15 protein-coding genes are annotated in these 19956 nt (G+C 41.1%); 4 read left to right on the forward strand and 11 right to left on the reverse strand.

The features are described 5' to 3' along the window. Positions 1 to 45 precede the first annotated feature (45 nt). The 3 genes from recC to recD are packed head-to-tail and all read left to right on the forward strand — an operon-like array spanning position 46 to position 8991. A complete protein-coding gene (gene recC, locus AAEZ22_RS04830) occupies positions 46 to 3345 on the forward strand; it encodes an exodeoxyribonuclease V subunit gamma (RefSeq protein ID WP_352296377.1) in 3300 nt (1099 codons plus the stop codon). Continuing rightward, positions 3332 to 6988, forward strand: coding sequence for an exodeoxyribonuclease V subunit beta (gene recB, locus AAEZ22_RS04835; protein ID WP_352296380.1), 3657 nt, complete (start codon positions 3332 to 3334; stop codon positions 6986 to 6988). Before recC ends, recB begins: the two co-directional genes overlap by 14 nt. After that, positions 6985 to 8991, forward strand: coding sequence for an exodeoxyribonuclease V subunit alpha (recD, locus tag AAEZ22_RS04840; protein WP_352296383.1), 2007 nt, complete (start codon positions 6985 to 6987; stop codon positions 8989 to 8991). Before recB ends, recD begins: the two co-directional genes overlap by 4 nt. 69 nt (positions 8992 to 9060) lie before the next feature. Here recD and ttcA read toward each other — a convergent pair whose 3' ends face one another. The 11 genes from ttcA to ccoN form a co-directional block, all read right to left on the reverse strand. After that, positions 9061 to 9975: a tRNA 2-thiocytidine(32) synthetase TtcA gene (gene ttcA / locus AAEZ22_RS04845; protein WP_086994910.1), complete on the reverse strand. Its 915-nt coding sequence runs from the start codon at positions 9973 to 9975 to the stop codon at positions 9061 to 9063. An 87-nt stretch (positions 9976 to 10062) separates the two neighbouring features. Continuing rightward, positions 10063 to 10989, reverse strand: a complete 927-nt coding sequence (gene uspE, locus AAEZ22_RS04850; protein ID WP_086994913.1) for a universal stress protein UspE — start codon at positions 10987 to 10989, stop codon at positions 10063 to 10065. 148 nt (positions 10990 to 11137) lie between these two features. After that, complete coding sequence (locus tag AAEZ22_RS04855) at positions 11138 to 11875, reverse strand: FNR family transcription factor (protein ID WP_058373651.1); 738 nt, start codon at positions 11873 to 11875, stop codon at positions 11138 to 11140. A 41-nt stretch (positions 11876 to 11916) separates the two neighbouring features. Then, the gene (locus tag AAEZ22_RS04860; protein ID WP_179807964.1) at positions 11917 to 12588 is read right to left on the reverse strand and encodes a sulfite exporter TauE/SafE family protein; all 672 of its coding nucleotides are present in this window, start codon (positions 12586 to 12588) and stop codon (positions 11917 to 11919) included. Further along, on the reverse strand, positions 12581 to 12748 hold the full coding sequence (ccoS, locus tag AAEZ22_RS04865; protein WP_008109812.1) for a cbb3-type cytochrome oxidase assembly protein CcoS: 168 nt from the start codon (positions 12746 to 12748) through the stop codon (positions 12581 to 12583). Before ccoS ends, AAEZ22_RS04860 begins: the two co-directional genes overlap by 8 nt. Next, complete coding sequence (locus tag AAEZ22_RS04870; protein WP_341255538.1) at positions 12745 to 15120, reverse strand: heavy metal translocating P-type ATPase; 2376 nt, start codon at positions 15118 to 15120, stop codon at positions 12745 to 12747. The genes ccoS and AAEZ22_RS04870 overlap by 4 nt, the downstream gene beginning before the upstream one ends. Before the next feature lie 8 nt (positions 15121 to 15128). Further along, complete coding sequence (locus AAEZ22_RS04875) at positions 15129 to 15620, reverse strand: FixH family protein (protein WP_352296387.1); 492 nt, start codon at positions 15618 to 15620, stop codon at positions 15129 to 15131. A 142-nt stretch (positions 15621 to 15762) separates the two neighbouring features. Further along, positions 15763 to 16797: a c-type cytochrome gene (locus tag AAEZ22_RS04880; RefSeq protein ID WP_089368457.1), complete on the reverse strand. Its 1035-nt coding sequence runs from the start codon at positions 16795 to 16797 to the stop codon at positions 15763 to 15765. Next, positions 16794 to 16979 (reverse strand): cbb3-type cytochrome oxidase subunit 3, encoded by a 186-nt coding sequence (locus AAEZ22_RS04885; RefSeq protein ID WP_089368456.1) that lies wholly within the window; start codon positions 16977 to 16979, stop codon positions 16794 to 16796. The genes AAEZ22_RS04880 and AAEZ22_RS04885 overlap by 4 nt, the downstream gene beginning before the upstream one ends. Before the next feature lie 6 nt (positions 16980 to 16985). Further along, positions 16986 to 17660: a cytochrome-c oxidase, cbb3-type subunit II gene (ccoO, locus tag AAEZ22_RS04890; RefSeq protein WP_011328518.1), complete on the reverse strand. Its 675-nt coding sequence runs from the start codon at positions 17658 to 17660 to the stop codon at positions 16986 to 16988. A 12-nt stretch (positions 17661 to 17672) separates the two neighbouring features. Further along, the gene (ccoN, locus tag AAEZ22_RS04895) at positions 17673 to 19106 is read right to left on the reverse strand and encodes a cytochrome-c oxidase, cbb3-type subunit I (protein WP_179807968.1); all 1434 of its coding nucleotides are present in this window, start codon (positions 19104 to 19106) and stop codon (positions 17673 to 17675) included. Positions 19107 to 19450: 344 nt separating this feature from the next. Between ccoN and AAEZ22_RS04900 the strand changes: the two genes are divergently transcribed. Beyond that, complete coding sequence (locus tag AAEZ22_RS04900; protein WP_182683372.1) at positions 19451 to 19873, forward strand: hypothetical protein; 423 nt, start codon at positions 19451 to 19453, stop codon at positions 19871 to 19873. The last annotated feature ends 83 nt before the right edge of the window (positions 19874 to 19956 follow it).

Consider the following 19956-nt stretch of genomic DNA (forward strand, 5'->3'; position numbering starts at 1 on the left):
GAAAATATCTTACACTCGTTTTATCTCAAGCAAGGACAGGTAAGTATGCTCAATATTATTCAATCAAACCGTATGGAAGCACTGCAAGCGCAGTTTCATCAGTTATTAAAAACCAACCCATTAGCAAGCCTATTCGACAAAGAAGTGGTACTGGTGCAGTCTCCGGGTATGTCGCAGTGGTTAAAAATTGGTTTGAGCGAAAGCTTAGGTGTAGCGGCGCAGGTTGATTTTCCGCTGCCTTCGAGCTTTATTTGGCAGTTGTATCAGCAACTTTTACCAAATGTACCTAAAGAGTCGGCGTTTAATAAACCCAACCTTGCATGGAAACTGTTTGCTATTTTACCAAGCTGTATTGATGAGCCACTGTATTTACCGCTAAAAACCTATTTAGAGGGCGATATTGACGGCCAAAAAACCTTTGCCTTGTGTGAAAAAATAGCCGACGTGTACGACCAATATTTAATGTACCGCCCGCATTGGATAGCCACATGGGATAGTGGTACAGATGAACTTGATGATGTTGATGTAACAATTGCCCCGTGGCAACCTGATTTATGGCGACGCATTGTAAAATTAAGCCAAGAGCTTGGGCAAAGTCAGTTTCATCGCGCGAATATGCAAGGACAGCTACTAGCAGCGCTTGAGACAATGGACAACAGCTTATTACCACAACGCATTAGTTTATTTGGTATATCGGCCATTGCCAGCTCGCAGCTTGAAGTATTTACAGCGCTGAGTGAAAAAACCGAGGTGTTTTTATTCTTTTTTAATCCCAGTGAGCATTATTGGGGCGATATTATTGATGAAAAAACCGCCGCTAAAATAAGTGCAAAATACGCCAAAATGCCGCTGGTGGAAGCGCAGCAAAAAAAGCAAACTAATCCCGATGAAGAATACTACTTTATAGGCAACCCACTGTTATCCTCGTGGGGTAAATTAGGTCGCGATTACTTTGAGCAGCTAGTACAGCTAGATGCCCGTTGGGTTGATGGCTTTATTGATGTGTTTGACGACACCTTACTTGGGCAAATACAAAGCGAGATTTATCAGCTAGCGTTTAAAGGTGAGTCACTGACCGATAACAAAGAGTGGTTTATAAACGACGAAGGTAAATTGCCTATAAGTGCAACCGACACCAGTATTACGCTAAGCGATTGCCATACACCGCTTCGAGAAGTTGAGCGCCTGCACGACTACTTACTTAATTTATTTAATCAAAACCCTGCGCTTACCCCCAAAGACATAATAGTAATGATGCCCGATGTAGGCACTTACAGCCCGTACATTGAAGCCGTTTTTGGTGGCGCACAAGGCAGCCGCTTTATTCCTTACGCATTGGCCGATTTAGCCATAGAGCAAGAAAAACCCGTACTTAGCTCATTTGCGAGTTTAGCTAATTTACCGTTTTCGCGCTTTGGTGTGTCGGATATTCTCGATTTATTACAAGTGACACAAATAGCCGAAAAATTTGGCCTGGAGGCACACGAGTACGAGCAAATTCAATATTGGCTGGAACGTGTTGGCGTTAAATGGGGCATAAATGCCGATCATAAAAGCAGCTTTGATTTACCCGCTATCGATTTAAATACCTGGCAACACGGGCTTAACCGTTTATTACTAGGTATTGCGATGCGCGACGAGCAATGCCCGTTTAACGGCATTTATAGCGCCGATGAAGTAGAAGGCATGGCGCTTGATACGCTTAATAAGCTAGTGCATTTTATTGATGTGCTACAAAGCTTTAAAGAGCAATTAACGCCCGACGATACGCTTACCAACAAAGCGCATGTTTTAAGCGAGTTGCTTAGTGCAATTTACGAGAGCGAAAGCGACGACAGCTGGGATTTATTGGTGCTGCAAAACGTGCTCGAAGAGTTACAAAAGCATCATAATAATGGCGACTACAGCAAAGCGGTATCGCAGCGTATTGTTAGTTACTTAATTAAACAAGGCATTCAAGAAAAAGGCGTAGGGCAGCGGTTTTTAGTGGGGCAAGTTAACTTTTGTACCCTAATGCCAATGCGCGCCGTGCCATTTAAAGTGGTGTGTATGCTGGGTTTGAATGATGTCGACTACCCGCGTAACGTACAGCCGATTGGTTTTGACTTAGTGCCTTATTCTAAAAAACAAAAAGGTGACCGATCACGTAAATTAGATGATCGTTACTTATTTTTAGAGGCGCTACTCAGTGCCCGCGATAACTTATACATGAGTTACATTGGTCGCTCGTGTTTTGACAACCAGCCGCGCATGCCATCAACCCTTGTGAGCGAGCTGCTAGAATATATTGGGCGTAGCTTTGCATTAAGCGACGACAGCGAAAAAACACTGCCAGAGTGTTTAATTAGCCAACAGCATTTACAGCCCTTTAATAGCCATTATTATTTAGCCAATGAGCAAGCAAACACTGTGCTGAGCAACCACAGCTATAATCCAATTTGGCTGCCAAGTGAGTCAATAACCCCACAAGTCGTGAGCGCGCTTAATGCAACACCGCCTGAGCAGTTAGAGCTCGATGTGTTTATTCGCAGTGTTTGCAACGCCCAAGAGAGTTTTTATCAACAAAGTTTAGGATTGCGATTACCGCAATTTAACGAAGTAGTAAAAGACGAAGAGCCCTTTAGCCTAGACGCATTGCGCCGCTATTTTTACCTTGATGAAATACTCGAAGCCAACATTAACGAGCTGCCACTTAGTACAGAACAAATATTGCAACGCGGCGAACTACCACAAGCCAACGTAGGTAGCTTAATATTTGAGAGCATGCAGCACCGAGTAGACGCATTGGCAGGGCAAGTGAAAGAGCAAATTAAAGGGGGCAAAAGCGATCCTATAGAGGTAGCCCTTGAACTAGAAAATACCAAAATAGAAGGCTGGTTAAACCATATTTATTTGCAAAAGCAGGTGTTTTATCGCAGCGCGAGTATAAAAGCGAAAGATTTAATTAAAGGCTTTATTTATCACCTAGCAGCGCAAAGTATGGAGCAACACGTAGAAACGCTAATACTTGGGCTTGATAAACAAGTTGCCTTTGCGCCAATAAGTAAAGTTGATGCCGATGCATTGTTACTTGATTGGTTTGAATTATACAAAGCACTGCGCAACGAACCCGTGGCGTTTTTTCCGGTAAGTGGTTACGAGTACGTAAAAAGCGGCGGCGATATAGCAAAAGCCATGAGTAAATTTAGCCCGCAATACATAGGGCGAGGCGAGGGTGAAAACCCCTATATTCGCTTAACGGTACAATCGCTCAACGATTGCCAAGACGAGTTTATACAGTGGAGCGATAAATTACTTGCCCCGTTATTTGCACACGCTAAGGAGAGTGACCATGCAAGCGCTTAATCCACTTACTATGCCACTAACAGGGCAAAGCTTAATTGAAGCCAGTGCCGGTACGGGTAAAACGTATACAATTACTGGCCTATATTTACGTTACTTATTGGGAATGCAAATAGCCGATGATGCAAACTCGCTATTAAATAAGCCGCTAAGCGTTGAGCAAATACTGGTGGTAACTTTTACCGATGCTGCCACGCAAGAAATTAAAGACCGCGTGCGTAATCGCATTATCACCGCGCGCGATGCACTTCTTGGGCAAGACCCAAAAGATGAGCTTATTGCAGGGGTAATAGCTGCAGTTGATGATAAACACCGCGCCTTTGATTTACTCGATGCAGCGGCTAAATCGATGGACGAAGCGGCTATTTTTACCATTCATGGCTTTTGTCAGCGCATGCTAAAACAACACGCGTTTGAGTCGGGTGTGGCGTTTAACTTAGAGTTTATTTTGGATGAGCGCGACATATTGCTCGAAACCATTAAAGATTTTTGGCGCGCCTTTGTATATCCACTCAATAAAGAAAAAACCGATGCTATTTTAGGTGTATTTTCCGCGCCAGAAGCTTTGTTTGGCAAAGTGACGAGTATTTTAAATAAAGCCAATGCGCAAATTACCCCGCAAGTAAACTTAGATGACGTATGGCAAGCGCGTGACGAGTATATAAGCCTAATACCTGTATTTAAAAAAGCGGTGTTAAAACAAGAGTTTATAGCTGCTATTAAAGGCTCTGGCTTAAGTGGTTCTAAAACGCCAGGGCGCAAAGGCAGCCTTGCAGCACTTGAAGCTTTTTGTTTAGGCGGCGATTTGTTTTTTGAATTTGGTACTAGTAAATACTCGTTTGAGATATGGAGTAGCGAAAACTTAAGCGATATAAGCAATTATAAAAAAAATCAGCCACTGTTTACACATTCATTACTGAGTCAATTTGACGAGCTTGCTGCACTTAATAACACCATAAACCAAGGGTTAGCAATTGCTGTTGTGCAGCATGCGGCAAAGTGGGTAAAAGCAGCCGTAATAAAGCGCAAGCAAGAGCAAAGCGTGATCACCCCAGATGATTTACTTAGCAATTTACACAGTGCATTAAATAACGAGCAAGGCAATGTACTGGCGCAAAAAATTGCCCAGTTGTTTCCGGTGGCTATGATAGATGAGTTTCAAGATACCGATCCGATTCAGTACGGTATTTTTAGTAAAATTTACCAGCAAGAGCACACTACACTGGCGATGATTGGCGATCCTAAACAGGCTATTTATGGTTTTAGGGGCGCAGACATTTTTACCTATATTGGTGCCAAAGAAGCGGTGCAAAAACAGCAGCAATTTACGCTAGGTACTAACTTTCGCTCTAGCAGCGATGTAGTAAGCAGCGTAAACAGCTTATTTGGTAAGCACGCTAACAGCTTTATTTATAACGATGCCATACCGTTTAATGCAGTAGCCGCTAAAGGTAAAAAAGCAGACGAATCGTTTTTGATTGACGGACAACCAGCCACTGCGTTTGAATTTTGTGTATTTAGCGACACCGCCGCAGATGAAAAAAACAAGCCGACTGGCAAAGCCATTGGGCAGCAGCATTTAGCCACTTTTTTTGCCAATAAAATAGTCACCTTACTAACGCAGGCCGAGCAAGGTCGTGCCTGTATTGGAGAAAAGCCAGTAAGCGCTGCAGATATTTGTATATTAGTGCGTGACCGTGTTGAGGCGCAAATAATGAAAAAGGCCTTAAGCACCGCTAAAATTGCCAGCGTGTATTTATCGCGCGAGAGTGTGTTTAGCCAAGAGCTTAGCCATCACTTACTTAATTTTTTAACTGCGTTACATGGCCAGTATGATGAGTCGCTATTACGTGGGGTGTTAGCAGGGCCGTTATTTTGTTTAAGCTATAACGAAATATATGCACTGGCAGATGACGAGGCACAATGGCAAGAGCACTTAAACTTTTTTGCGCAACTTAACCATATTTGGAACAAGCAAGGCGCTATGGCAATGCTTGAGCGCTTAATGAGCCACAATCAACTTAGTGCTAAATGGCAAGGCTTAGGCTACAACGTTGAGCGCTGGCTTACCGACTTTAGGCACCTTGGCGAAATACTACAGCAAAAACAAATTGAGCTTGAGGGTACACTGCGTTTACTGCGCTGGTTTGCACAAAAGGTAAGCCAGCAAGATGGCGAAACAGTGCAAGTACGCCTAGAGAGTGACGCTAATTTAGTTAAAATAGTGACTATGCACGCCTCAAAAGGGCTTGAGTATCCGCTGGTATTTATGCCCTTTGCTAGTGGCTATCGTGAAACAAAAGAAGCGCTGTATCATAATAATGGCACACTAATTTACGATTTAAGTAAAGGGGATGACGCACTGCAAAAAGCAGAGCAAGAGCGCCTTGCCGAAGATTTACGCTTACTGTATGTAGCACTCACTCGCGCGGTACACTTTTGTGCTATTGGTATGTATAACATTGGCCAGGGGCAAAGTAGCCGTTTGGCAATACAAAGCAGCGCCCTGGGGCATGTGTTATTTGCAGGGCTTGAAATTACGAGCAGTCAAATTTGGCGTAACCATTTAGCCGATTTTTGCAGCGAGCATACAGGTATGGATTATCAGCAATTCACCTCAGAGGATTTATTAGCTCAAGGTACTTTAAGCTTTAATAATAACGTTGATGCTCAGCAAACATTGAGTATAAATAATGTAACAGCCAATATTGAGCGTAATTGGCGAGCAACTAGCTTTAGTGCGCTGAGCTTTAAAAAGCATATCGACCACCTAGCGCCTGGGCGCAGTGATGAGGATCATGAAAAAGATGAATTTGCCGTACAAGAAGACGAAGCACCTTCTGCGTATAGCTTTCCTAAAGGGGCAAAACCGGGGAGTTGTTTACACGAAATTTTTGAGCAAATAGATTTTACTAGCCCAATAGAGCACCCAGTTAATAAAGAGCACAATTTAGCAGACGTTATTAAACGCAGCCTAGAGAAGTACCATATTAGTGAACACTGGCAAGATGTTACTCAGCAGTGGATATTAGACGTTCTTGCTTGCCCGCTTAATGGCGATAGCAATGTTAATGCTGATGCCTCAGGTAATAGTACCTCAGGTAATAATATCTCAGGTAACAGCTCTTTAGTTAATAGTAATGGTCTGAGCTTAAGCCAACTAGCGCCAAGCGATTGCCTAGTAGAAATGGAGTTTAACTTACCGCTTAAAAGTTTAAGTGCGCCGCAGCTTAATGAAATTCTTATAAAACATTTTGGTTTTGAGCACAGTAAGCTCGAATTTAGCCACGTAAAAGGGCTGTTAAAAGGTTTTATCGATTTAATATTTTGCCACCAAGGTAAATATTATATTTTAGATTATAAATCTAATTACTTAGGTAGTAACGCTGCTGATTACGAGCACGATATGCTTGAGCAAGCCATGAGTAGCCACCAGTACCATTTACAGTATTTAATTTACACCGTAGCGCTGCATCGTTTGCTAAAACAGCGTATAGCTGATTACTCAGTTGAAACTCATTTAGGCGGCGTGTATTACACCTTTTTACGTGGCATGCCAGCTGGGCAAGGTGTGTACTTTAAAAAGCTTACCACTGAGCAAGTGACTATTTTAGATGGCTTGTTTAGCCAAGGAGCCATGTTATGAGTGAACTAAATAATCAACCGGGCCTTTTTGATCAAGGGTTAGAGCAGGAGCTTGAGCTAAATGAGCAAAACCCTACTTTAAGCACAGCAGTACCTTTACTTACTTATTTACTTAGCGAAAACCGCATTCGCATTGTGGATGTAAAGTTAGCTGAAATGCTCAGTAAAAGTAACAGCGATAGCGAAAAGGCGCACAATGAGATGTTTTACCTGGTGCTATTACTGTGTTTATCGCAGCAAAGCCAGCATAGTTGTTTAACCTTAAACGAGGTTGATTGGAGTAACCCTTTTAATTTACGCCGCAGCGACTTTAGTAAAGCACAAGGGAGCGTGCCAGATAAGCTAAGCCCGTTTAGTGAAGGGTTTAATTATGAGCAGGTGCTTAGCTATTTACAAAACCATACAAGCGTTGGAGCCAACAAACCACTGCAACTGTTTAATCAACGCCTTTATTTTGCGCGCCTTGCCGGATACGAGCAAACATTAGCGAGCCGTTTACTAACAATGAGCGAGCGTAAACTTAATATAAATAATGAGTTATTAGCTGCGCTACTTAATGAGTATTTTACACCCGATGTAAACATTACCACCGATTGGCAAAAAGTAGCCTGTGCTATTGCAGCCACCAAAGGTTTTAGCGTTATTACTGGCGGCCCAGGTACTGGTAAAACGACCACTGTGACTAAATTACTCGCCATTTTACAGTCGCTTTACAAAACCGCACCGCTGAGTATTAAGCTGGTGGCACCTACAGGTAAAGCTGCAGCGCGTTTAAGCGAATCAATTTTAGGCGCTAAAGATAAGCTCACTAATATACCCGCTGATATTAAAACGTTAATCCCCGAAAGTGCACAAACTATTCACCGATTATTAGGGGTAAAACCCTTTACCAATAAATTTAGGCACAATAAAGCGAATCCACTGCATTTAGATGTGTTGATTATAGATGAAGCCTCAATGGTCGACTTATCGCTGATGGCAAAACTAATTGAGGCATTACCTGCACATGCACGGTTAATACTCTTAGGTGATAAAGATCAGCTGGCCTCGGTAGACACCGGCAGCGTAATGAGCGACTTATGCCAAGGGTTAGTACTGGGGCAAACACCTGGTTATTCACCTGCACGATGTGATGAGCTAAATAACTTATGCTTTAACGGCGAAGCTAAATTAATAGCGCAAAGTAATAGCGCGTTTAAACTTGCCGATTGCATTGCATTTTTACAACACAGCTACCGCTTTGATGCACAAAGTGGTATTGGTCAACTTGCGTTAGCGGTAAATACCAATAACACAGGTGTTTTAAATTACGTTGAGCAAGAAAGTGTTGAGGGGCGTTTTAAGGATGTGATTTTAGATTACGACTTTATAGCTAAACCTATCGAAAAATTGGTTAAAAGCGCTGCAAGTAAATACACACATTACCTTAGTTTAATTGCTCAAGGTGCAAGCGTTGCAGAGGTGCATAAAGCCTTTGCAAGTTATCAGTTACTGGCCGCAGTACGTGAAGGTGATTACGGAGTTAATAGTTTAAATCAGCGTATTGAGCGCGTTTTACAACAACAAGGACTTATTACCCTAAGCCCGAATCAGCGTCATTATACCGGTATGCCAATAATGGTCAGCCAAAACGATTATCAGCTTAAGTTGTTTAATGGCGACATTGGTATTTTAATGCCCGATGAAAGCGGCCAGCTTAAAGCACTATTTATAGACGAGCAGGGGAATCAACGCGCGTTTTCACCAGCACGCTTACCTGCGCACGACAAAGTATATGTAATGACTATACATAAATCACAAGGATCAGAGTTTAGCTACACCGCCATGGTATTGCCGCCGCTAAAACAAGCCCGCATGGGGATAAATAGGCAGTTAGTGTATACCGGCATAACGCGTGCTAAAAATACCTTTGAGCTGGTGGCAGATAAAAAAGTATTGTTACTGGCAATGAATAAAAGTGTGTCTAGGGCATCTGGTTTATATGAGCGTTTAAAGCTTGAATGATTAAGCTTTTAGGTGGGTGCAATAAAAAGGGTTTGCCATGGCAAACCCTTTTTATATATAACCTTTAAGTTAGCTCAGATTAATAGTAACCACTTCTTTGCTGGCATCTTCATCTTGTAAGCTATTAATTGGCACTTTTGGAATATCTGGTTTGTCTAGGGCAATATCGCCACCATCAATTACTTCGCCAGTTTGCAAATTAGTAAAATCAAATAACTGGTTATCTGCTAAATGCGACGGTACAACGTTCTGTATAGCGGTAAAAATACTTTCTATACGACCTGGGTGCTCTGCGTCCCACTTAGCTAACATATCTTTTGTGTGTTTACGCTGTAGGTTTTCTTGCGAGCCACATAAGTTACACGGAATAATAGGGTAGCCCTGTACAAACGCATATTGGCTAATATCGCTTTCTTTACAGTATGCAAGTGGGCGAATAACCATATGTTCACCGTTATCGCTCATTAGCTTAGCTGGCATACTTTTAAGTTTGCCGCCGTAAAACATATTTAAAAATAGGGTTTCTATCATGTCATCGCGATGATGGCCAAGCGCAATTTTAGTTGCACCTAACTCTTTAGCAGTACGGTATAAAATACCCCGGCGCAGGCGCGAACAAAGTGAACAAGTCGTTTTACCTTCAGGAATAATATCGGTCACTATGCTGTAGGTGTCTTCTTCTACAATTTTGTATTCAACATTTAGTTTATCTAGATACTGGGGTAAAACGTGCTCAGGAAAGCCAGGTTGCTTTTGATCTAAGTTAACAACAAATAGCTCAAACTTAATCGGTGCTACACGTTTTAAGTGTTGCAGCATGTCGAGCATAGTGTAGCTATCTTTGCCACCAGATAAGCACACCATAATGCGGTCGCCTTCTTCAATCATGTTAAAGTCCATGACGGCTTGACCTGTTTGGCGGCGTAAACGCTTTTGAAGCTTGGTTAAGTTAAATTGAGCTTTAGCTTGATCTGAATGAGACAATTACGCCCCCTTATTAAACAATACGGCAAAGTTATTTGCTAAAAATAAAGGGGCGCATTATATACTTAAAATGCCCGGTAACAAAATTTAATCTTTTGCGAGTGGGCTTATATAACCATCGGGTTTGAGTGCCAATACATCGCAATCTAGGCTATCAATTACATGCTCTGCAGTATTGCCTACTAAGGCCGCGCTTAAACCAGTACGCCCTACAGTGCCAATAACCACCAACTCGCTGTTTAAACGTTTTGCTACATCGGGAATAACGTCTTCAGGCAAACCCTCTTCAATAAAGCACTGCTCAGGGGGTAAATTAAACTCATCAGCCAGTGCATTAGTAGATTGATGATGATGTTTTTTAACCGACTCGTTATAAATGCCAGGGTTAAATTCAGGTATTTCTATGGCAATATTAATTGGTGTCGCAGGGTAGGCGTTCACCAAGTTTAGTTGGGCGTTGGCCAGTTCTGCTAAAAATTGTGCGTCTTTAATAATACGTTTATTAAGCGCTAAGTGTTGCTCGTTTTCGCTCACTGCATTAACAGCCGCTAAAATGTTGCCATTTGCAGGCCATGCCATTTGTTTTACAAATAAAACCGGAGATGGACATTTTCGTACTAAATGCCAATCGGTTGGGGTGAAAATAACGGCTTTAAGTGTACTGTGTTGATGAGTGCCTTTAATAACAAGGTCAAAGCTTTGCTCAATAACGGTATTAATAATGGCTTCGTACGGGCGATTGTGCCAAACAACTTGTGTATCAATATTAACATTTTGATAAGGCGATACTAAATCTTTTAACCAAAGCTCGCGGTCGTTTAACACGGCTTTGCGCATAGCTTCGCGCTCATCGCCAGAGAGCATAGTGGTCATTTCATAAGAAAAGTCGTAAACCGTCATAAAGGCGGTAATACTCGCACCAGATTTTTTAGCTAAATCAATCGAACGAGCTAAACCGTGCTGGTCGTCTTTGGTGGGGTCAATAACCGCAAGAATGCGTTTAATCGTGTTCATGTGCAAGCTCCATTCACTTTACGGGTGTACCTTGAGTGTAACGTAAATAGAGCACAGTGAAAGGGATAGCACAAATATTATTGTTCTAGATCAAACCATTTAATCGAATGGATTAAATGGTTTGAATATTACAACGTAAGTAGGCTAATTAGCGGGGCTTTACTATTGCAGCTGCTTTGGCCAGTGCATCGTTATCTAAAATAGTAATAAATTTGCCTTCAACTTTTATTAAATCGGCTTTTTGAAAGCGACTCAATAAACGGCTAATTGTTTCAACGGTTAAACCCAAGTAATTGCCAATTTCGCCGCGGGTCATGGTAAAGCGAAATTCTTTACGAGAAAAACCACGCTCACCAAAGCGTTCAGATAAGTTAAAAATAAAGCTGGCTAAGCGTTGCTCGGCAGATTTTTTGTTAAGCAGTAACAGCATTTCTTGATCATAGGTAATTTCGCTACTCATTAAGCGCATTATTTGTTGGCGTAACTTCGGGAGTCTGCCTGCTAACTCGTCAAGGGTATCAAACGGAATTTCGCATACCATAGATGTTTCTAACGCTTGTGAAAAACTTTGGTGCATCATTTTACTTATTGCATCAAAACCAACTAAGTCACCGGCTAAATGAAAACCTGTAATTTGCTCATCGCCTTGCTCAGATAAAGTATAAGATTTAAACGAACCCGAACGCACAGCATAAATAGCGTTTAATGGCGCGCCCGACTCAAACAAAAAGTCGCCTTTGTGTAATGGTTTTTTGCGCTCGATTATTTCGTCAAGCTTATCCATTTCTTGACCATTAAGAGAGAAGGGTAAACATAACTGGCTGATACTGCAGTTATTACAGCTAATAGCACAATTACTTTTAGCACGACCTTGAGAAAAATCCATAAATTCAATCCGTTAAAATTCAAGCCACAATATGATCAATGTTAATGCACAAGCTTATCTGTTGCAATGATCAGTAAATAAATACCATACCAAATTATTACGCTGCCTAATATTATTCGCGTCCAATGGTGATTAAATAGGGTGCTCAGTTTTTTTGCACTAACGCCTATTGTGATCATCGCGGGAAATGTACCTAGTGCAAAACACAGCATTACTAATGCACCATCAAGCGCATTTGCGCTGGTCATGGCCCAAGTAAGTGCTGAATAAACTAAACCACAGGGTAACCAGCCCCATAAAGCGCCGTACCCAAGAGCTTTAAATGGCGAGTTAATCGGCATTAAATATTTATTAAATTTAACTAGGTGTTGCCAAACTAAGGTTTTACCTACTTTTTCGAGCCATTGTAAGGTAGCTGCTAAGCGCATTATATATACCCCTACCAACAACATAAAAATGCCTGCTATAAAAGACAGTGATAATGCAAAAACAGAGTTTTGCGTGGCAAATTTACTGCTAATGCCTGCCACTAATGCGCCTGCAAGCATGTAACTCAGCGCTCGGCCTATATTATAAGCAAAAGAGTAAATGAGAGTTTGGCGTTTATTACTGGCTAATTGCAATGAGCTGGCTATGCCACCACACATTGCAATGCAATGGCCGCTGCCAATTAGGCCCATAAAAAAAGCACTGACAAAAATAGGGTCAATCATTACTTTTGTTATGCTGCTCTTTGTCATCTTCAAACAAGATACTATGGCCTTGTTTATTTAAATCAGAAAATTGCTCGCCTTTTACTGCCCAAAAAAATACTCCTATAGCTATTAGTACAAATAAAATAGCGATAGGAACTAAAATGTAAATTATGCTCATAACTTTAACAGCCTTAATGAGTTGCATATCACAATAATTGAGCTGGTCGACATACCAATAACAGCCATCCAAGGCGCTACCAGCCCCATTGCAGCTAACGGTAATATTGAGCCATTATACAATAAAGACAAAGTTAAGTTTTGTTTAATAATACGCCTAGTTTTTTTGGCAACTATTAATAGGTGCTCGATTGAGGCTAAATCGCTATTGAGCAAAACCACATCGGCGCTATTTTTTGAAATATCGGCCCCAGTTTCCATGGCGATTGATAAGTGCGCGCTGGCAAATACTGGGCTGTCGTTTACCCCATCACCTACCATGGCAACCACTTCACCTTGTGTTGACCATTGCTCAACCGCTGTTTGTTTGTCTTTAGGGCTACAGCCCGATTGCACGCTGTGTAATTTAAGTTTTTTAGCTATACGTTGCCCCGCATCAGACGCATCGCCAGTAAGCATATGACACGTTAACTTATGTGTGTGTAGAGCGTTAATTAACGTACTCGCATCATCTTTTATTTTATCGACAAAGTAAAAACGGGCAATAGGTTGCTGATTAATATACAAAGTTGCTTGCGCGTTAGTTTTTTTGCTATTAAACCAGCCACTTTTACCAATAGCATAATGAGTGTCGTTGTACTGTGCGCTGATCCCTTTGCCTGGATGTAATTGAATGTCGTTAAGTTTATGCCCTGGTACTTTATATTGGCTAAACGCACGGGCAATTGGGTGCTCTGAATAGCTCTCTAGTTGGGCTGCAATCTCAAGCACTTGATTTTTAGTGTACTCTTCACTGAGTATATCGACCGCATCTAAGCTAAAGCGTCCTTGGGTTAGCGTGCCGGTTTTATCAAATGCGAATAAAGTGATTTTAGATAGAGTTTCGAGCACATGCGCTTGTTTTATTAAAATACCTTTACGAGTAAGGTTGGCTACCGAACAGGTTAATGCGGTTGGAATAGCTAAGCTTAGCGCGCAAGGACACGTAGCCACGAGTACAGAAATAGTGATCCAAAATGCTTGCTCAGGGGCAATTTGATACCAGCCAAATGCGGTTACCGATGCAAATATAAGTAACACAGCCACAAACCACTGAGCAACTTTATCTGTAATTTCTACTAGTTTAGGGCGTTTGCTAAGTGCATTGTGTTGTAGACGAATTATTTGATTTAGCAGCGTGCTTTGGCCTATTTTATTGATTTTTATTTCAATAATGCCGTCATGATTGACTGTGCCGGCGTAAACACTGTGATTAATAAACTTATTAACCGGTAGGTGCTCTCCGGTCATCATTGATTCATCAACGCTGGTTTTACCTTTAATTAAAATACCATCGGCAGGAATAGTTTCGCCGGCTTTAATTAGAATAATATCGTTTAATTTAAGCTTTTTAGCGGCAATAATATGTTCTTGCCCATTTGCATCGAGAGTACGGGCGGTTAGTGGCAATAACTTTTGTAAGTTAGCTGTAAATTCACTGGCTTTTAAACGTGCTCTAAATTCTAGGTATTTACCTAATAACAATAAAAAGGTAAACATACATACCGATTCAAAGTACACCTCACCCACTTGCATAAATGTAGCGTAACAACTAGCACCAAATGCACCAAAAATAGCCAGCGAGACGGGTAAGTCCATATTAAGCTGTTTTGCTTTTAAACCATTAATGGCATTAGTTAAAAAGGGCAGTGCGCTATATAAAATAACCGGAGAAGCTAAAACGAGGCTGATCCACCTAAAGTATTCCTCAAAATTACTGTCCATACCGGAGAACATGCCAAAGTACATAGCAAAAGCAAACATCATCACTTGCATGGTCATTAAACCGGCTACACCTAAGCGGCGAATATAGGCTTTTGCGGTTTGCTGTTTTTGCTGTGCTTCTAAGTCGGACTGAAACGGATAGGCTTTATAGCCAATTTTAGCAAGGCTAGTAATAATTTCGCTCAATGGGGTGGCGGTTTTATCCCATTGCACCATCGCGCGGTTAGTTGAGGTATTAACATCAACACGCTTTACTGTTTTTAAACTGAGTAATTGCTTTTCTATAAGCCATGCACAAGCTGCGCAGGTTATACCTTCTACGCTGAGCAATACTTCTGAGAAGTTGTCATTGGTCGTTATAAATTCGTCTTGAATATCTTCATTGTCGTAGCTTTTAATAAAGGCGAGTTGCTCTGGCACTAACTGCTCTACTTTACCAGCTTGAACGGTACGATATTTATAATAGTCGGTCATGCCTTGATCAATAATATTTTGCGCAACGGCTTGGCAGCCAATGCAACACATTGGCTGAGATTTATTATCGATTACTACGTGTGCGCTAAACCCGTTAGGTACACTTTCAAGGCAATGAAAGCAATTTATAGACATACTAAATACTACTTATAATTAGGCGTAACTAAAACAGCAAGGGTGGTTGGTAAGGTAATGTTTTCTTTTAGCTTCCAGCTACCATCAATAGGCTCAATAAATACCGAATAAGCACCGTCGGTAAACCCGTCAAGTAATGCGGTAAATTCTTGATTAGCATTAGGCGTTAGCGTGGCTTCAAAGTCATGCGCTTTAATTGTACGATGATAAAACGACAGTTTTAATGCATGTATGTTGCTCGTATCGCCTTTGGTAAATTTAAAACCAACGCGCTCGCCGGTAACATTCAGCTCGCCATGTAAGTATAAAGCTTTTGCCTTATCAAACTTAGTAAGCTCTAAGTTAATTGCTTTGCCTTTTTTATAGTAGTCATCTACCACCATATCAGGGCCATTGCCTATGGCGGTAAAAAATAAGCTGATGCAGCCAATAATTGCAGCAGAGGGAAAAAAGATTAAAAACCAAGGCCAAAAATTTTTATACCACGGAGTAGGTTGCATAGTTACTCTAAAATAAAATGAAGATGCGGCTATACTATAATAAATATTTGTAAAAGACTAAAAAAAAGCCTCCGAGTGGAGGCTTTTTTGATCTGGATTAATCTATTGAATTTAAAAGATTAAATATTCGTTAACGGTGTAACTATTTAGCTTGAGATAAGCTGTAAACGTAAGCCGTTAGTAGGTGTATTTTATCTTCACCTAAAATATCTTTCCACGCTGGCATTACACCGGCACGACCATGGTTAAGTGTTTCTTCAACAGCACGTTGAGAACCACCATATAACCAAACGTTGTCGGTTAGGTTAGGTGCACCAAAGGGTAAGTTGTGTGCAACAGAGCCTTTACCGTCAGCACCATGACATGCAGCACACATAGCCCACTTAGCTTCGCCGGCAGCAGCGTCTTTTTGGTTTACAGTACGACCTGAAAGGCTAAGTACATGAGCGGTCATTTCTTTAACGCCTTGCTCACCTAATGCAGCACCCCAAGGTGGCATTGCTGCTATACGCCCGTAAAGTAATGTTTCTTTAATTTTATCGGGTGTGCCGCCATATAACCAATCATTATCAGTTAGGTTAGGAAAGCCAGTACCACCACGTGCGTCAGAACCATGACACTGAGAACAGTTTTGTGCAAAAAGACGTTGGCCAATTTCAATTGCTAGCTGACCTTGTGTTTCGGCATGTTTTTCACCATTTTCAAGTGCAACTCGCTGTGCTGCGTCACCTTCAAATTTAGATTCAACCAATTTTACTACAGGTATTTGTGCCAGTTCATTAAAAATAGGACCAAAACGTGCATCTGCAACTTCGTACTCTTTATCAAGTTTTACAAAGCGACCTTCTTCTTTAGCAAGTTTTACTGCTTCTTTAGACTCAGCCAAAGAAGTAATACCTTGGTTAGAACTAGTCCACTTACCTAATCCTTCCCAGTTACCTAAACCTGGGTAAGCTGCTAAGTAATAAACAGACCAAATAAATGTTGCAAAGAACATGTAAGTCCACCACTTTGGTAGTGGGTTATTTAGCTCTTCAATTCCATCATATTCATGTCCGCAGCTTTCACCTTCAGGTACACCAGTGTAGTTTTTTAAATTCCACACGAGTAAACCAAATAAAATGAACAAACATGATAGGGTTAATACAATAACCCAAATACTCCAAAAGCTAGTCATTTCTCAGACCCCTTTTCCTCGTTAGAGAGCGTATTGTTGTGTTTTATTTCATCTTCGAAAATAACATTAGCAGCGTCTTTAAAACGTGTTTTACTACGCTTGCTATATGCCCAAGCAACAATCACAATAAATAGTACTAAAATTACCAGAGTTAAAATGCCTCTGTATGTCCCATAATCCATAATTAGTTACTTCAAGTGGGTGCCAAGTTGTTGCAAATAAGCGATAAGGGCTTGCATTTCTGTTGCACCTTTACCGTCATTCATTGCATCAACTTTAGCAACATCGGCGATTAATTCTTCATCACTACCGTAACCTAAACCATCGTAACGGTCAGTACGGCTATCGATTCCAAATGTATCACGGAAAATTTTAAGTTTATTCAGAGTCAGGCTTGTATCAAGCGTATTCTCTGCTAACCAAGGAAAGCCTGGCATGTTCGACTCAGGAACCACAGCACGTGGGTCAACTAAGTGAGCATAATGCCAGTCATCAGAATAACGCTTGCCTACACGCGCTAGGTCAGGGCCAGTACGCTTAGATCCCCAAAGGAAAGGGTGATCCCAAACAGATTCACCGGCAACCGAATAGTGGCCATAACGCTCAACTTCGTCACGAAAAGGGCGGATCATTTGTGAGTGACAGTTTGAACAACCCTCACGTACATATAGATCTCTGCCTTCCATTTCAAGTGCCGTTAACGGACGTAGTCCGTCAACTGGCTTAGTTGTATCGTCTTGAAACATTAGCGGAGTAATTTCAACTAATGCACCAAAGCTAATTGCGAAAACGGTCAAGATAGCCATAAGGCCAATGTTTTTTTCGACTATTTCGTGTTTGTTTTGTGAATTTTTATTGCTCATTATCTCACTCCGTTATGCTAATTGTGCTTGTTCGTCTAATTGCAGCGAATCGTTCTTCGCTGCTACTGTACGATAAACGTTATAAGCCATAACTAGCATACCTACTACGATGAACACACCACCTAAGAAGCGTATAACATAGAAAGGATGAGACGCCTCTAAAGACTGTACAAAGCTATACATTAATGTGCCATCAGAGTTAACTGCACGCCACATTAGACCTTGCATTACACCTGAGATCCACATTGCTACTATGTATAAAACAACACCAACAGTGTGTAACCAAAAATGTGTGTTAATTAATTTAATGCTATACATACGACCTTGCGAGAATAACGCAGGGATTAGGTGGTAAATAGCGCCGATAGATATCATTGCAACCCAACCTAATGCACCTGAGTGAACGTGTCCTACAGTCCAGTCGGTGTAATGAGAAAGCGCGTTTACTGATTTAATTGCCATCATTGGGCCTTCAAACGTAGACATACCGTAAAAAGATAATGAAACAACTAAGAAACGTAAAATAGGGTCAGTACGAAGCTTATGCCATGCACCAGACAACGTCATAATACCGTTAATCATGCCACCCCAAGATGGAACGAATAGGATAATAGACATAACCATACCTAAACTTTGCGTCCAATCAGGAAGCGCAGTGTAGTGAAGGTGATGAGGGCCTGCCCAAATATAAAGCGAAATAAGCGCCCAAAAGTGAACCACTGATAAGCGGTAAGAGTAAACAGGACGGCCTGCTTGTTTTGGTACAAAGTAATACATCATACCTAAAAAGCCAGCTGTTAATAAAAAGCCAACGGCATTGTGTCCGTACCACCACTGTACCATTGCATCAACTGCACCAGCATAAATGGAATACGATTTAGTTAACGACACAGGTACAGCCATACTGTTTACAATATGAAGTACAGCAACCGTAATGATAAAGCCAGCATAGAACCAGTTAGCTACATATATATGAGACACTTTACGCTTTGCGATTGTGCCCATAAATACTACGGCATAAGTTACCCATACAACGGCTATTAAAATATCAATTGGCCACTCAAGTTCTGCATATTCTTTAGAACTTGTAATACCCAAAGGTAGTGTAATAACAGCAAGCACAATAACAAGCTGCCAACCCCAAAAGGTAAAAGCTGCTAATTTATCTGAAAGAAGGCGCGTTTGACAGGTACGTTGAACGACGTAATAAGACGTCGCAAAAAGTGCACTTGTACCAAATGCGAAAATAACTGCGTTCGTGTGTAACGGACGAAGTCGAGAGTATGTTAACCATGGTGTATCAAAGTTAAGTGCTGGCCAAGCTAGTTGGGCAGCAATCAGAACCCCAATACTCATGCCAACGATGCCCCAAATCACTGTCATAATAGCGAATTGGCGTACAACTTTATAGTTGTACTCAGTGTGTGATGCTACTGTCTGGCTCATTTTCTGGCTTCCGCTGCAATAAATGCGTTTAGAAATGAATTACCCACCTAAAAAAAGTGGGGCCTACTATTACTTCACAAGCTTGCCATCTAAAACATTAAAAATGCGATTATTTTAGAAAACAGACTCGAGAAACCCTTATTTTTTTGCGGTTGAAATGATAAAATTTTTGGCTTAAAAAAGATAGGTCAATTACATAATATTATGACATCAATCAAACTTTACTAGCTTGCTGTTTACTTTTTGAGGTGAATTGTACGTTATTTGTAATAAAAGTGTGATTTGACCTTGTGACTATTAAATTAGTGCCAGCCATTATTTTTTGGATTGTGAGTACCTGCCACATGTATATATATAGAGTATGTTTGTTTTTTTTACTAATTTTTTTAGTTGCGTGTGATTATTCAAAAACCAGCGATACACAACAATTAAAAAACCTTGCTTGCGAAGCCGGTTTAGCCTGTACTTTTCCAAATGGCGTTAAAGTGTGGCTTAGCGATGGTGATTTATCCCCCGAAACACCATTCTCCATATTTGCCGAGTTACCTAAAGGGCATGTTATTACGAATGCAAAACTTGAAGGCGTAACTATGTATATGGGGTATATTCCTCAGCAATTTAAGCGCCATGGCAACACTTGGCAAAGTGAAACTATGGTAGGTATTTGCGCTGAAAAAAATATGCTGTGGAAATTAATCCTTAACGTAACCGATGAGGTAACACAGCAAAGCAACTCGGTATATTATTATTTTTACGTTACTTACTAAACATGCCATTGCTTATATTGCTTATTAAGTAGCTCGCTTAATTTGCAGCAGGGAGATAAGCATTCTGGTTGAGATCAGTTTAG

The sequence above is a fragment of the Pseudoalteromonas sp. 20-MNA-CIBAN-0454 genome (assembly GCF_040308685.1).
Lineage (GTDB): Bacteria > Pseudomonadota > Gammaproteobacteria > Enterobacterales > Alteromonadaceae > Pseudoalteromonas > Pseudoalteromonas nigrifaciens.

Excerpts from the sequence above, each read along its gene's own strand:
- recC (WP_352296377.1), top strand. The coding sequence starts at position 46 with ATGCTCAATATTATTCAATCAAACCGTATGGAAGCACTGCAAGCGCAG.
- recB (WP_352296380.1), top strand. The coding sequence starts at position 3,332 with ATGCAAGCGCTTAATCCACTTACTATGCCACTAACAGGGCAAAGCTTA.
- recD (WP_352296383.1), top strand. The coding sequence starts at position 6,985 with ATGAGTGAACTAAATAATCAACCGGGCCTTTTTGATCAAGGGTTAGAG.
- uspE (WP_086994913.1), bottom strand. The coding sequence starts at position 10,989 with ATGAACACGATTAAACGCATTCTTGCGGTTATTGACCCCACCAAAGAC.
- AAEZ22_RS04855 (WP_058373651.1), bottom strand. The coding sequence starts at position 11,875 with ATGGATTTTTCTCAAGGTCGTGCTAAAAGTAATTGTGCTATTAGCTGT.
- AAEZ22_RS04860 (WP_179807964.1), bottom strand. The coding sequence starts at position 12,588 with ATGATTGACCCTATTTTTGTCAGTGCTTTTTTTATGGGCCTAATTGGC.
- ccoS (WP_008109812.1), bottom strand. The coding sequence starts at position 12,748 with ATGAGCATAATTTACATTTTAGTTCCTATCGCTATTTTATTTGTACTA.
- AAEZ22_RS04870 (WP_341255538.1), bottom strand. The coding sequence starts at position 15,120 with ATGTCTATAAATTGCTTTCATTGCCTTGAAAGTGTACCTAACGGGTTT.
- AAEZ22_RS04875 (WP_352296387.1), bottom strand. The coding sequence starts at position 15,620 with ATGCAACCTACTCCGTGGTATAAAAATTTTTGGCCTTGGTTTTTAATC.
- AAEZ22_RS04880 (WP_089368457.1), bottom strand. The coding sequence starts at position 16,797 with ATGACTAGCTTTTGGAGTATTTGGGTTATTGTATTAACCCTATCATGT.
- AAEZ22_RS04885 (WP_089368456.1), bottom strand. The coding sequence starts at position 16,979 with ATGGATTATGGGACATACAGAGGCATTTTAACTCTGGTAATTTTAGTA.
- ccoO (WP_011328518.1), bottom strand. The coding sequence starts at position 17,660 with ATGAGCAATAAAAATTCACAAAACAAACACGAAATAGTCGAAAAAAAC.
- ccoN (WP_179807968.1), bottom strand. The coding sequence starts at position 19,106 with ATGAGCCAGACAGTAGCATCACACACTGAGTACAACTATAAAGTTGTA.
- AAEZ22_RS04900 (WP_182683372.1), top strand. The coding sequence starts at position 19,451 with ATGTATATATATAGAGTATGTTTGTTTTTTTTACTAATTTTTTTAGTT.